Source organism: Paracoccaceae bacterium, assembly GCA_033344815.1.
In the GTDB taxonomy this organism is placed as follows: Bacteria; Pseudomonadota; Alphaproteobacteria; order Rhodobacterales; family Rhodobacteraceae; genus Roseobacter.
In genome coordinates this window covers 4,376,130-4,390,208 of sequence record JAWPMR010000001.1, presented here as the reverse complement: position 1 = coordinate 4,390,208, position 14,079 = coordinate 4,376,130, and the positions used below count along the sequence as shown (strand labels likewise).

At 56.0% G+C, this 14,079-nt stretch carries 11 protein-coding genes; 6 read left to right on the top strand and 5 right to left on the bottom strand.

Going from position 1 to position 14,079, the window contains the following annotated elements:
- Window positions 1-33: 33 nt before the first annotated feature.
- Window positions 34-969, top strand: a complete 936-nt coding sequence (locus R8G34_20370) for an AEC family transporter (protein MDW3225214.1) — start codon at window positions 34-36, stop codon at window positions 967-969.
- Here the strand turns inward: R8G34_20370 and R8G34_20365 are convergent, their stop codons facing one another.
- Window positions 970-2,424, bottom strand: coding sequence for an aldehyde dehydrogenase family protein (locus tag R8G34_20365; GenBank protein ID MDW3225213.1), 1,455 nt, complete (start codon window positions 2,422-2,424; stop codon window positions 970-972). It abuts the gene before it with no gap.
- Between the two features lie 156 nt (window positions 2,425-2,580).
- On the opposite strand from R8G34_20365, the gene R8G34_20360 reads away from it, so the two are divergent.
- From R8G34_20360 to R8G34_20345, 4 genes are all read left to right on the top strand, one after another.
- Window positions 2,581-2,949: a hypothetical protein gene (locus tag R8G34_20360; GenBank protein ID MDW3225212.1), complete on the top strand. Its 369-nt coding sequence runs from the start codon at window positions 2,581-2,583 to the stop codon at window positions 2,947-2,949.
- A gap of 48 nt (window positions 2,950-2,997) precedes the next feature.
- A complete protein-coding gene (locus R8G34_20355) occupies window positions 2,998-3,483 on the top strand; it encodes a copper chaperone PCu(A)C (protein MDW3225211.1) in 486 nt (161 codons plus the stop codon).
- 117 nt (window positions 3,484-3,600) lie between these two features.
- Window positions 3,601-4,242: a cupin domain-containing protein gene (locus tag R8G34_20350; GenBank protein MDW3225210.1), complete on the top strand. Its 642-nt coding sequence runs from the start codon at window positions 3,601-3,603 to the stop codon at window positions 4,240-4,242.
- A complete protein-coding gene (locus tag R8G34_20345; GenBank protein ID MDW3225209.1) occupies window positions 4,239-5,306 on the top strand; it encodes an FAD-dependent oxidoreductase in 1,068 nt (355 codons plus the stop codon). The genes R8G34_20350 and R8G34_20345 overlap by 4 nt, the downstream gene beginning before the upstream one ends.
- 11 nt (window positions 5,307-5,317) lie before the next feature.
- Here R8G34_20345 and R8G34_20340 read toward each other — a convergent pair whose 3' ends face one another.
- From R8G34_20340 to R8G34_20330, 3 genes are all read right to left on the bottom strand, one after another.
- Window positions 5,318-8,539, bottom strand: a complete 3,222-nt coding sequence (locus tag R8G34_20340) for a reductive dehalogenase (GenBank protein ID MDW3225208.1) — start codon at window positions 8,537-8,539, stop codon at window positions 5,318-5,320.
- A 571-nt stretch (window positions 8,540-9,110) separates the two neighbouring features.
- Window positions 9,111-11,180, bottom strand: a complete 2,070-nt coding sequence (locus tag R8G34_20335) for a pyridoxamine 5'-phosphate oxidase family protein (GenBank protein MDW3225207.1) — start codon at window positions 11,178-11,180, stop codon at window positions 9,111-9,113.
- Window positions 11,181-11,243: 63 nt separating this feature from the next.
- Window positions 11,244-11,864, bottom strand: coding sequence for a glutathione S-transferase (locus R8G34_20330; protein MDW3225206.1), 621 nt, complete (start codon window positions 11,862-11,864; stop codon window positions 11,244-11,246).
- 123 nt (window positions 11,865-11,987) lie between these two features.
- Here R8G34_20330 and R8G34_20325 point away from each other — a divergent pair, with 123 nt between their 5' ends.
- The gene (locus tag R8G34_20325; protein ID MDW3225205.1) at window positions 11,988-12,881 is read left to right on the top strand and encodes a LysR family transcriptional regulator; all 894 of its coding nucleotides are present in this window, start codon (window positions 11,988-11,990) and stop codon (window positions 12,879-12,881) included.
- Window positions 12,882-12,889: 8 nt separating this feature from the next.
- Here the strand turns inward: R8G34_20325 and R8G34_20320 are convergent, their stop codons facing one another.
- Window positions 12,890-13,702: a phytanoyl-CoA dioxygenase family protein gene (locus tag R8G34_20320; protein MDW3225204.1), complete on the bottom strand. Its 813-nt coding sequence runs from the start codon at window positions 13,700-13,702 to the stop codon at window positions 12,890-12,892.
- Window positions 13,703-14,079 lie beyond the last annotated feature (377 nt).

Sequence of the window (14,079 nt, the reverse complement as noted above, 5' to 3'; positions counted from 1 at the left end):
CCCGCCCCCGTTACCTGGCGCAAAGGCAGCCGCATGCAAACCCTGCTCGATGTCATCCTCCCCGTCTTTCTGGTCATCGGGTTTGGCTATGTCGCCGTCTGGCGCAAATTGTTTCCGGTGACCGGCATCGACGGCGTGATGCGTTTTACGCAGAATTTTGCCATACCCTGCCTGCTGTTTCAGGCGATCGCAAATCTGGACCTCAACAGCTCTTTTGATCCAGGTCTTCTCAGCAGTTATTATGCCGGAGCTACGATCTGTTTTGCCCTCGGCATGTTCGGCGCGCGTTTTCTGTTTAACCGCGACTGGGAAGACTGTGTCGCCATCGGATTTTGTTGCCTGTTTTCGAACTCGGTCCTGCTCGGCTTGCCCATCACCGAACGCGCTTACGGCGCAGAAGCACTCACAGGGAACTTTGCCATCACCGCAATTCATTCGCCCTTTTGCTACGGGTTGGGCATTACCGTCATGGAAATCACCCGCAACCGGGGCCAATCCCCGCTGGTGATGCTGCGCGCCGTGATCCGCGCCATGTTTCGCAATGCCCTCGTATTGGCCATTGGTCTGGGTTTCATCGTCAATCTGTCCGGCATGTGGGTCCCGGCGGTCGTCGATGATGCGCTCACGCTGATTTCACGGGCCGCCCTGCCCGCCGCATTGTTCGCGTTGGGCGGCGTGTTGGTGCAATATAAACCAGAAGGCGACAGTCGTGTGATCGCCATGGTGTGTTGCGTCACACTGCTGTTGCACCCTGCGCTTTTCTGGTTGTTTGGCGCGGCACAGAACGTCCCGGTGGATTTTTTCCGTTCCGGTGTCTTGACTGCCGCAATGGCGCCTGGGTTCAACACCTATATCTTTGCCAATATGTACGGGCGCGCCAAACGCGTTGCGGCGTCCTCCGTCCTGATCGCCACGGGTGCATCGGTGCTGACAGTTTGGGTCTGGCTGATCCTGCTGGGAAGTGTTTGATCACCCGTGCCGCGCGGCCACCGTTTTCAATACAGAAAAACCGTAGAGCGCCTCAAACCCTTTTTCGCGTCCATGACCGGATAACCCGGTGCCCCCAAAGGGCAGCTCAACACCGCCCCCTGCCCCGTAATTGTTGATAAACACCTGCCCCGCCCGCAGTGATTTGGCCAGACGCATCTGGCGTGCCCCTTGCGCGGTCCAGACTGAGGCGACGAGACCATACGCAGTGCTGTTCGCAATCTCCAAGGCTTCAGCCTCATCTTCAAACGGGATGATCACCTGCACCGGGCCAAATACCTCGTCTTGCGCGAGTTTGTGAGCCGTGTCTACGCCCGCAAAAAGGGTCGGCGTCACATAGGCCCCAGAGCTTGGCAGATCGGCGGGGATCTCAGATTTAGCCGCAATCTCCAGATCCGCGCCGTCCATCAGAAACCCTTCCACCAATCGCTTTTGTCGCATGGAAATCAGCGGACCAACATCCGGGTTGGCCATGGCAGGTCCTACTGTCAACACCCTGTACCGTTCGGACATTCTCTCAACCACCTGGTCGTAAACGCCGCGCTGCACCAGAATACGGGAAGACGCCGAACAGGTTTGACCGGCGTTCTGAATGCCCGCATTGACCAGAAATGGCAGTGCGGCGTCCAGATCCGCATCATCAAATACCAGTTGAGGGGACTTCCCGCCAAGTTCCAGCGTCACCGGCACTACGTTTTGCGCCGCCGATTGTTGCACTTGCTTGCCCACATGCACAGAGCCGGTGAAAGAGATATGGTTCACTCCCGGATGGGCCGCGAGCGCGGCGCCCGCCTCCGCACCCAGACCCGGCACCACATTCAACGCGCCGTCAGGCAACCCCGCCTGCTGCATTAATTCGGCAAAGGCCAGTGCTGTCAGGCATGCCTCTTCAGCCGGTTTCAACACGGCGGCGTTGCCCATCGCCAAAGCCGCCCCCACCGAGCGGCCAATGATTTGCATCGGGTAGTTCCATGGCACGATGTGCCCCGTCACCCCGTGCGGTTCGCGCAGCGTGTAAACAGTGTATCCATCCAGATAGGGAATGGTGTTGCCGTGGATTTTGTCCACGGCCCCTGCATAAAACTCCATGTAGCGTGCAAGAGCCACAACATCCGCGCGCGCCTGAGACAATGGTTTGCCAACGTCGCGGGCCTCCAGTTCGGCAAGCAGGTCGATATGGTCCAAAACCAACTGCCCTGTCTTATAGAGCATGCGACCACGCTCCACAGCTGTGGAGCGGCCCCAATCACCCGAGAGCGCATCCCGCGCAGATCGAACCGCCCTGTCAATGTCCGCTGCGTCTCCTCTGGCGATCTGGCAGATCAGATCCCCCGTCGAGGGATCATGTAATTCCAGGGTCCGCCCCTTTTCCCCCGCCTGCCACTTCCCGGCAATAAAGCAGTTGGTTGGATCTATTCCCAGGGGTCGGAAGCTCATTTTCAATATCCTTGACTCTGCGGCTCTGCAAAGAGGGCAGTTCGACGGCACAAGGTCAAGCGCCCTAAGCCAGAAGTGAGCTGGATCATGCGGCAAACACATCCTGCGTTACGTTCTGATCTGGACGCTCTTCACCTTTGCTTTTATTATGGAAACATGGGACGAGGGATTACGTTTTTTGCGAAACTGATATTGGTCATTGCGGCTCTCGCACTGTCCGCAACAAGCTTTGCCCATCGGTTTTCCGCCGAACCGTCATCGCCTGAACTGGTGAACTACCTGAACATGGGCGGCACGCTGGATGAGATCTGCGGTGATATCGACCCCGCACACCATCTCAACAGCGCATGTGATGCCTGTCTGGTTGCCAATAGTGCCTTCTTGCCGGCCGCCCATGCGGCCACACCGGTTTCGTTGTCTTGTAATAAGCGAACGTATCTGCCCGATACTCAGCATCAGTGGACCGCAACTCATGCAGATCACAAATACCGTCCCCGTGCGCCCCCAACCCCCGTGATATTCTGATCAACTCTCATATGTAATGCGCGCAGGCGCCTATCACGGAACACAATTATGAAAAACGTTTTCGCAGCAGCCACCGCTGCACTTCTGACTATGTCGAGCGCCGCTTTTGCCCACGAATTCAAGGTTGGCGCGCTGGTAATCAACCATCCGATGACATTCAACACCGCGGCCACAGCAAAATCCGGTGGTGGCTATCTGGAAGTGACTAACACGGGCGACACCCCTGACCGCCTGATAGGTGCCAAGGCCGACTTCCCGCGCGTCGAATTGCATACAACCGAGGAAAAAGATGGCATCGCGCGCATGATGCACGTTGATGGAATCGACATCCCGGCAGGCGAAACGGTCGCCTTGGAACCAGGCGGATACCATGTCATGTTCATGGGCCTCGGCGGAGATGGATTTGAGGTGGGCGAAAAAATCCCTGCAACACTGATTTTCGAAAACGCCGGGGAAGTCGAAGTGATGTTTAACGTTGAAGAACGTGGAAACAGCGACAAAACTGATCATTCCGGTCACACAATGTCAAACTAACGCGAGGATGGGGTCATAACCTTGGCCCCTTCCTTCCAAATCCGTCATGTTAGGATTTGATACGGCTCAAGACCGCCGCCTGGCTACGGGCTGCAGGCGACAAGAAGGACACAGACAATGAAACTCAACGCGGATTTCTCCCAGCGCGCCATGGTGCGATTCGACGAAAGCACATGGGTCGCCTCACCAATGCCCGGTGTCGAGCGCAAAATGCTGGACAGGATCGGGGATGAAGTGGCACGCGCGACTACCATTGTGCGCTACGCACCCGGCAGTGCCTTTTCCGCGCACACACATGATGGTGGCGAGGAATATCTGGTGCTGGAGGGTACGTTTTGCGACGAACACGGTGCTTTTCCGACCGGAACCTATGTCCGCAACCCGCCGACTTCGAGCCATACACCCTCAGCCCCGGATGGGGCGGTTATCTTGGTCAAACTACATCAGTTTGATCCTGCGGACCGCACACAGATCCGGGTCGAAATTTCTGACGCACAAGCTGTGCACACTCTTCACACAGACGCACATGAAGATGTGCGGGTTGAAAACTGGGCGGCTGACAGCACCCATGCGCTGGATGCGTCAGGCGGTATGGAACTCTTTGTAATCAAGGGTGGTTTTGAAGAGAGCGCGGATGCGTTTGGCGTCTGGGACTGGCTTCGATTACCAGCGGGAACCGCTTCAGAAGCGATGGCTGGCAAAGACGGTGCGCAGGTCTGGATAAAATCAGGGCATCTGAGCCCAGTGCCCTTAGCATGAATTCTGCCCATAGCGATGTGGTGATTGTCGGCGGCGGCCTAAGCGGGCTTGCCGTGGCACGAGGGCTGTCGGAGCGGGGCATTGGCTTCACGCTTCTGGAAGCACGTGACCGTCTGGGCGGGCGTATTCTCGGCGAGACTTGCCTGAAGTCGGAGGGGCGCTTTGACATGGGCCCGGCATGGATCTGGCCCCACAATCAAAGGCTCTTGGCACTGATCCAGGATTTCGACCTGCGCCTGTACAACCAGTATGGCGAAGGGCGTCTGGTGTTTGAGGACGCCAATGGTCACCTGCGCCGCGACCTCGAATTTGCCACCATGGGCGACGCGCTTCGCATCAAAGGGGGCAGTGATCAACTGATACATGGGCTATCGTCGAGTCTGTGCTCACAACATATCCATTTAAAACAAGAGGTCACTCAAATCGACCGAATACAAGGTGGGCTGCAGGTGCAAACAGCTTCCGGCATGGAAATTTCAGCGCGACGGGTTGTTCTCGCACTGCCCCCTCGCCTTTGGTCAGACCGTATTCGATTTACACCGGATCTGCCGAGCAATCTCAAACATGCGCTGGCTGCCATTCCGACCTGGATGGCGGGTCATACAAAGGTTGTCGCCACCTATGAGCATGCGTTTTGGCGGGACGCCGGGTTTTCAGGTGATGCAATCAGCCACATTGGACCCCTGACGGAAATCCACGATGCCACCGATGAGATGAACGGTGCCGCTGCGCTGTTCGGATTCGTCGGCGTATCGGACCGTCACGACATTCGCACGCGCGCAATTGAGCAATTGGTTCGCCTTTTTGGTGTGCAGGCTGGGACGCCTGGTGATGTGTTCGTCAAGGATTGGGCCAGTGATCCGATGACCGCCGTGCCGCAGGATCAAAACCTGCCGCGTGAGCATCCAATCTATCTCCTTCCCAGCGAGTTGGGCGATTGGGCGGGAACAGACATCCTGGTGGCCGGAACAGAAACCGCGCCTGGGGACGGTGGGTTTTTGGAAGGCGCATTGGAGGCTGCCGAAACCGTTTTGGCGCGCCTGTCTCAAGATCAAGCGCCCTGATGCCAAGGCGCTCATAAATCGATCTCGACCACTCCCCCCGGTTTCGCAGCTCGGCTTTGACATAGAATAAGCGCGCTTTCACGTTGTTTGTTGGACAAAACAAAATCGCGATGTTCAACCTCCCCGGACACAAGATCACATTTGCAAACGCCGCAGATACCGTCGGAGCATTTCACATCCACGCTGAACCCATTTTCCAGCAAAACATCCGTCGCTGCCTTATCCTCCGGCACCTGTAATTCTCGTCCGGAACTGGCAATTTTCAGGGTGAAGGGATGATTTTTATACTCCGGCAATTCAGGCACGGAAAAGTATTCGATATGGCAGGCCTCCGTTGGAAAACCCTGCCTTTGCGCGGCTTGCACTACACTGTTCATGTAGAGGTCCGGACCGCAGGTATAGACATGCCAACCTGGCTGATAGCCAGACAAAACCTCGTCAAGCACTGCGCGGTTGTTTTCATCCGATATATGCAACGCCACGTTTCGAGCCCAGGGTTGCGCCATCAATGCGTCGGCAAACGCCGCCTCAGTACGGCGAGACGCTGAGTAATGCACTTCGAAAGCCAGGCCCCTGGCATGGCATTCATGAGCAAAGGCAATCATTGGCGTGATCCCGATGCCCCCTCCCATTAAAATATGTTTGCTCGCTTCATCCCTTAACGGGAAGTGGTTGATCGGGTTGGATACAAATATCTTTCGCCCCTCTGAAAATATCTTGTGCAGTAATTTTGAGCCGCCGCGCCCGTCGTCTTCGCGCAGAACCGAAACCTTGTAGCAAGAGCGATCAGCCGGATCGCCCGAAAGAGAATACGGTCTGACGAATTCCGGCGCGACCACAATATCCAGATGCGCCCCCGCCCGCCATTCTGGCAGTGGCGAACCATCGATGGAGGCAAGCTCGTATTGCGTGACCTTTGGCGACAAATGCGTCACTTTGCGCACCTGCACGCGGGTGACGGGCGCATCGCCGCCGCCCAGAAAAGTATGCGCCAACCCTTCCGTGTCACCACGTTCCAGCCGGGTTTGGTATTCCTTGGCGGTGATCAGAGCCTGATAGGCTTCGATCCCCTTCTCGCGGTCCATCGGAAAAGGGAAAGGCCAGGGCGGTGGTGCCAGATTTGCGGGGTAAACAGCCAAGGTCTGATCTTCGTACTTCAACTTCAGATCGGTTTGCAGTTCGCGTTGATTGGAAGGCCCCTCAACAGGATCAAACCCACCCCGCTCATTCACCTTCAGATCCCACCACCACCGCTTTTGTGGGTTGATCCTGCCGTTACCCACCAAATCATCTGCACGTGCCAACACGCCTGCCATGGCCGGGACATTCATTGCGATCCAGCGTAGAGGTTTTTCGTGCTGCAACCCTTCGACGTTCCAGGGGCAGGTTTTCATACACCGCCCACACATGGCCCCGCCCATTTGCGTCAGTCGATAGGTTGTACATTTCTGGCTGTCCGATTTCCAGATTTCATAGCCATTGAACATCAGTTTCGGACCTGCCGTAATCGCCCCGGACGGGCATTCACGCGCGCATTTGTTGCAGGATTCGCAAAAGGCCTGCATGCCAAAATCAATTGGCTTGTCATGGGACAGCGGCATGTTTGTGGTGATGCAACCGGACTTCAGACGCGGGCCCAGAAAAGGGTTCACGATCACCTCGCCGATGCGGCTGACCTCTCCGAGCCCGGCCAATAGCAACAGCGGCGGTTGCAGCACCTCCCCGTCCAGATTGGTGTGAACGCGGGCTTCATAGCCAAGGTTGCGGATGTGTTTGCCAATCACCCCACCCAGCAGGGCAAACCGCAGATAGGCGCGCATGGATTGGGTGACCGCGATCCAGTCGTCCCCAGAGGACCCTTCCGTTGTCTCGAAACCCTGATCAATAATCATGCTGATCGCACTGGTATGCGTTGGCACAATCGGCTCGCCCACAGCATCGTGGCTATACCACACCCAATCAGGGCAGCGCGAAATCCCGACCGCATCCGCACCAAGGAAATAGCTCGCGGCCTTGATCCCGGCCGCGTTGCGCGCCGCATCTTCGGTATCCGGCGCAATGTCATCCGCCACGGTCCCGTTTTGCAACAACAGAAACGCTCCGGATGGGCGGCGTATTGCTCTGCTGATCGGCGCTTTTTGCGCGAAGTATCCCCCCGTGGTCGCTTCCTGGTTGGCTTTGCCCATGTCGCCAAACTGCGCGCGCGCGAACATGTCGGTGCGTTTGGGCACCCGCGCCACCCGCGCCTCGTCAATATAGGTTGTCGGCTTTTCCACTCGCTTCAGCGTTTCAAACGGATAGGCACCCTGCGCATAGTGACGCTTGGCATAAGGATCCAACGTCATTGCATTTTTCTGGGACCCGGCCCCGAGTTTCCAAGCCCAGCCGCGGGTCACCGATTTCGGCTGTTGGGACAATGGCACCAACGGCGCATCCGGTGTCATGGCAAAATTCGTCGTGATCGCCGTCACCTGAAACCGATCCCCTACATAAGGGTTGACCAGTCGGCCGTCTTCCAACGTCGCCAATCCGGCCCTGATCGTCAATTTGTTCAGATCGACATCCGACGCACTGGACGTATGCGCTTTGGCGTCATAGCCAAGGACCCGCAGGTAGCCTGCGATGATGATCGCGGTTTCCGCCCCCAAAAGGCTCGCCCGGTAAGGGTTGGCACCCGAAATCCAGTCATAACCGGATTCTTCCCGTGCGGGATCGCGGTTGTAGTTGTATAGGAAAACAATCGTATGCGTATGGGCATCCAGACTGCGCGGCGGCGCGGTCATACTGTCCTTGAGGTCCGCCATGATGGTATCAATTCCGGCAGATAGTGTTTTGGTTTGCTTGGTTTTCAAATCCTCCACCAGACGGTCAATGTCAGGATTTCGTATTGGCGTGCGGAGCAAATGGTCCGCCTCAAGCCGTCCGATGCCCACCATCGGTGCGTCCTGAAAATACCCAAAGGACTTGATATGGCGCGCCCGTTCCTCAGGATCATCCGGGCATTGAGAAATTTCGGAATTGATCAATCCGTCACGAATGGCGTCGAGCATCGCTTGATATTCGCTCATGGCACTTACAAGAGAGCGCGGCGTATCGCGATGCTCAAACCGCACGGGCGACATCGCCGGTACATGTGACAAGTCAGATTGACCATCGGCGCGCGCCAGACGTTCCAGCGGAAACGGTCCAAGATGGAACGGGCGTTTTCGCGTCGAAAATATTCGGGCGTTCAAGTTGTCTTCCTTTGGCGCGTGTGCAGCCGATTGTTTTGTTACTGCAATGCCCGGCAAAACATCAGATGTCAAAATTATACAGATGCCATTGTGCGATCAACAGGCGCCTTTCCGAACTTGACGGGGCGACGCAAACTCGATCAGGGATTTGCCGCATCGCGCGTTTTTCGGCGTTCAGTATGGTGTAACGCACGCAAGAAAATCGCGATGCACCGACCTTCGTCACGTTTGAAATCAACTAGTCATCGTCACGATGTTGGGGCACCTATAGGAGTGGAGCTCCCCCTGGCAAAGCCAGGAATCATGGGTTCGGGGCGGCTTTGTAATGATTTTTTTCACAACTGAACCGGCAGCGCGCTATCAGTTTTTCAACTTGCGCGCGGCACACTTTGATCGTCTGCCGCTTTCAGTTGTCAAATTCACACAAAATCGCGGTGTGTTGAGAGGACATTAACGAGCGTAAATGATCTGCGTTGGTGTCGCAGGCACCAGACGTGCGCCCTTCGATACCCAAAAACTCACCAACGTCGAGGCGTGTGGTGCGCCTAGCCAATGAGCCGACGGGCGCGTTTCAGAGGTCCAACTCCAACACTTCTGTTCCCTTGGCCGGCACGGCACAGCACAACAGGATTTCATCGACACCGATCTCTGCAGTGGGGGGCGTACGATACACGACCTCTCCTGCGCTCTTTCGGGTAGCGCAGCTGCCGCATACGCCATTTCGGCATGAAAAGTCAGGCTTCAAACCATGGGCCTCCGCTGTGTCCAGCAGCGATGCATCACCTGCGTGCCAAGGCTGCTCAACATGCGACTTCGCAAATCTGACCACGGCGGTTTCAGCTTCATCAACCTGGCGCAAAACGGCTGGGTCATCCGGTCTACGCTGCAAAGCGGCAGGTCCAAAAGCCTCAGCCTTGATGCGCTGATCACAAACACCCACGGATCGCAATGCAGAGTACGTCGCCTGCATGAATTCTGCTGGGCCGCAAATGTAATAATCACAATCCTCTAACAGCAAGGTATTTCTAATCATGTCTGCGTTAACCCGTCCCACATGATCAAAATCCTGACCCCGGGTCTCATCACGTGCCGGGTTACTGATCAGCGAGTGGTATTGGATCGCGCCGTCGCTTTGGGCCGACAAGACTAGAAACTCATCCCGAAACGCGCGTTGCATTGTATTGGATGCACTGTGATAGATCGTCATGGGTCTCAAATGCCGTGTGCGCGTCGCATGGTGAACCACTTGCCGCGCCATCGAAATCATCGGCGTAATGCCTACGCCGCCGCCAATCAAAACCGCCGGCCGGGTTTCTGCCGGATCAAGCGTGAAATTCCCCTTGGGCGCTTTTACATCAATTGTATCTCCTACTTTGAGTCCGGTGTGCAGGTGATTTGACATCTGACCATCAAGTTCATGTTTGATCGAAATCCGGTAACCTGAGTCGCTCGGCGCTGATGAAACCGTATATGTTCGCAAAATCGCTTCATGCATCCCGCGCGGGGTCGCGCGCACCGTCAAAAACTGGCCCGGCTCAAAGTTTGGTACAGGCGTGGCATCTTCGGGTTCCAGATAAAACGAGCGAATGACACTGCTTTCATCCACAATGCGGCTAACCACAAAACGCCGCCATATGTCGCGTTCTGCCTCTGCTTTGAGTTGTTTTGCCGTTTCGGCCCAATCACCGGCCAACAAGCTTCCGGGAGACCATTCCCCGAAGCGCGCGCGCAAAGGCAGAGCATCAAACATTTGCACGCCATGAGCCAGCGTGAAACGCCACCCCCGCTCAGCACCCCTGAAAGCGCTTATCTCAGGGTCATCTTCCCCCAGCAATTCGACCGTACCGGTCAAGCTCAAGACATCACCGGTTGAGAAGTCGATGAAGGTCAGACCCGCCTTGGGATTGATCAGAAAATTACCCAATGTATTGAACAAATAATTGCCCGAATAATCGGGTATGGTCAGGGTGTTACCCTCGACCTTGACAAAGCCCGCACGCCCACCGCGATGAGAGACATCAACGCCTTGGCGCGCCGGATCATCACTGGGATGTACACCGCTGGCGACAAAGAACATGTCCGCTTGGCCAATCCACGCGCGTTTCGTGTTGTCCAACGTGTCGAACCGCTCCGTTGGCGCGGAGTCATGGCCCATTGCGGTGTCTCTTACAAAATCGATATCACGTGTTTGAATATACTGCGGGCAATTGCCAAAGGATTGATCCACCTCCAGTGAAAAAGAACCACTCTTCACGCTGGCCACCCTTGCATTCATCCGATTGCGACGCCGAGTCCCGAGATCGATGCCAAGGATCCCAATCGCAGCGCCCGTTTTCAGGTTCTTGGCCAAAGGATCATCTTTCACGGGCATCGCTTTCACATCCAGACGCGTGTTGCTGGGGCTCTGCACAAAGCCCGGACGTCTGGCCAGGATTGATGCCCAGGGCCGTCCCCCATCATCCATACTGCCGACCACCAGAAACGGCAGCGTGGCAAAAAACGAACGATGCTGGTCTGGCATGAACGGGCGAATTGCACGACGACCAAAAGCCTCAATCGCCTCGCGTTTGCCGGCACGCACTTGCAGGGTTTTTTCGCCCTCGTGGAAAGGCGACGGTGTAGTGGGATCAGGATCAGGCATGGTAGACCTCATTTGAATGTCGAAGTTGAGTTCGCTTCCGCCCACGTCGGCCGCAATAACAGGTCAAGCTTGCAGGCCCGCCTTGGTTTTTGGCATGCCAATGAAACCGGGCAAGGCTTCGACATTGGATAGAAAGCGGCGCACATTCGGGTAAGGGTCGAGTGAAACGCCCCCCTCTGGTGCATGTGCGGTGTAACTGTAAATAGCGACGTCTGCGATGCTGGGCGTATCGCCGACGAGAAAATCACGTCCTTCCAGATGTGCCTCAAGCTTTCCCAGGCCTTTCGCGGCGGTCGCATGGCAAGCCTCTGCATTAAGCGGCGCATTGAACACTGTGATCAACCGTGCCGCGGCTGGGCCAAAAGCGATCTCGCCTGCAGCAAGCGTCAGAAACTTTTGCACTTCGGCTTCAAGCACCGGATCACTGGGCAGAAAACCCGGGGCATATTTGCGCGCGAGATATACTAAAATCGCGTTGCTATCGCTTATGAATGTGTCTGTGTCCTCCAGAACCGGCACTTGCCCGGCAGGGTTCATCGCGAGGAACTCAGGGGTCTTATGCGCGCCATTTGGCAAATCCACATCGACAACGTCATGGGCTATCCCCGCAAGATTGGCAAAAAGGACGACACGATGTGCATGTCCGGAGAGCGGAAAACTATGAATACGGATGTTGTTTGTCATTGAGGCCGTCCTCTATTGAATTGGGTTCCGGTAGGTCCGGACAGGAGAAGACATAGCTTGATCAGGTTCCGGCGATAATATACCAAAATCTGGAATATTTATGTACAAAATGGGGATAATAAGTTGGATACCATCCGAGGCATGCGCATCTTCGCCGCCGTGGCCGCGCATGGGTCCTTCACCGAAGCGGCGCGGCGTCTGGGGATCAGTACCAAACTGGCGAGCAAATACGTACGCCAGCTTGAGGAAAAACTCGGCGCTCAGTTTTTCCATCGCACAACGCGATCCGTAACGCTGACGGAAACAGGCGAGGCCTACTACAAACGCTGCCAGCCCCTTCTGGATCAGTTTGATGAGTTAGAAGGGTTGGTACAGTCGCGGCAGTCAGAGTTGGCAGGCCCGGTGCGGATCACCGCCCCCACCGGGTTTGGCAGCGCGCAATTGGTGCATGCATTAAAGCCCTTTCAAGAAGCCCATCCAAAGGTTGAGGTCGACCTTCATTTATCTGACCATCATGTTTCAATCATTGAACAGGGTTTCGATCTGGCCATACGGTTCGGTGTTCTGAAGGACAGCACTCTGGTGGCCAGAAAACTGATGGACATGCGGATCGTCTTTTGCGCGGCCCCGCAGTACCTGTCAGAACATGGAACCCCGAAAGATCCAGATGCGCTCATGACGCATAACTGCCTGTTGCAGACGACACGGCAGAGCGTAGATCACTGGCAAGTACGGACAGATGGCGATGACAGCAGCATTCCCGTTGCCGGCAATTTTCGTGCGAATTCGCCACTGGCTGTTGCACATATGGCGGCAGATGGTCTGGGGATAGGGCGCATTCCGCATTACACTGCGGCACCTTTTCTCAAAGAGGGACGGCTCAGGCTGTTGCTTGAAAAGCATGAGTCCGATCTGTTGGGACTTTATGCGGTCTATCCGCCGGGGCGCCACCTGACCGCGCGCATTCGTGCCGTCATTGATCATCTGGCGGATTATTTTTCACACCAAAGCTATTGATAAGACGCTTATGATGCCGCAGCATGGCTCTGATAGATCTCGGGGAACCAGTCTTCTCGCAGCCTGTCACCAGGTTGCATGTCATGCCCTGGAAAAGGCGGCGATGTCGGGCCCGGACGCGCCACAAATCGCGCGTCATCCCCGACCAGACGCAGCGAAAAGGCACGGCGACGGCTTTTGGTTTCGTTTCCACGCGCCCCGTGCAGAATGCCAAAACTGAAAGCCACTGCATCTCCCGGCGCCATGTCCCATTCGCGGATTTCCATGCCTTCTCTGTCGGGATCCGGCACCGGCATATAGGCATCATCATCGGGAAAGAAACTGGTTTCAGACAACCAGCGCGTCGGCAAGACCGGTTTTGCCCACAGATGGCTGCCTGCCACACACCGCAGGCTTGCATCCTGCACCGGATCAAGCGGCGACCAGAAACTCACATTCTGCTTGCCCTCAACAAAGTAATACGGCCCATCCTGATGCCACGGGGTCGGTTTGGAGGTCCCGGGTTCTTTGACGAGGACATGATCATGGAAAACCTGAACCTTGCGGGATCGCATCAGATCTGCTGCCACTTCAGCGGCTGGCGAATTGCGGATCACATCTTCAAATTCGGGAATGCGCGTCCAGTTACAATAATCATCGAAAAAGCGTCCACCCTCCCCCGCCTTGAGGTTCTCGGCAGCAAAAGGTCCGGGTTCCGCCATGTTGCGCGCAACACCGGCACGCAGCGTCTCTACATGGTCACGAAACAGGCCTTTGATCAGCACGACACCGTCACGCTGGAAGGTTTCCACGTGATCTTCAGTCAGGAGCGCGTGTGTCATTTATGATATCCCAGTACTCGACTTCGGTGCCCAGCCAGTCAGTTTCAAAAGATCAAGGCCGGGTATGCAAAACGGATTTTGCCAAAATCCTATCGCTTTGATTGAGTTTTCGAAAGAAGAGTCAGCCCGATTACACAATTAAACGAAAGCATGCGCCATCTTTCCATTTAGGCTGGTACTTGCGGTGTTGTGAGGCGTTACGGCGACCGGCTCACGACCACGACGCATTTCCCCAAGTCTGTGCGCGGTACCAAGTCGCCGTTTGGGTCTCTTAAAAGGCTGCAACAAGATCCTGCGACGGCGGTCCTGCCTACCTAGAACTCTACAAAAAATGCCGGCCCATTCCACAAAAACAAACGGCCCCGGCTTATTGCCGG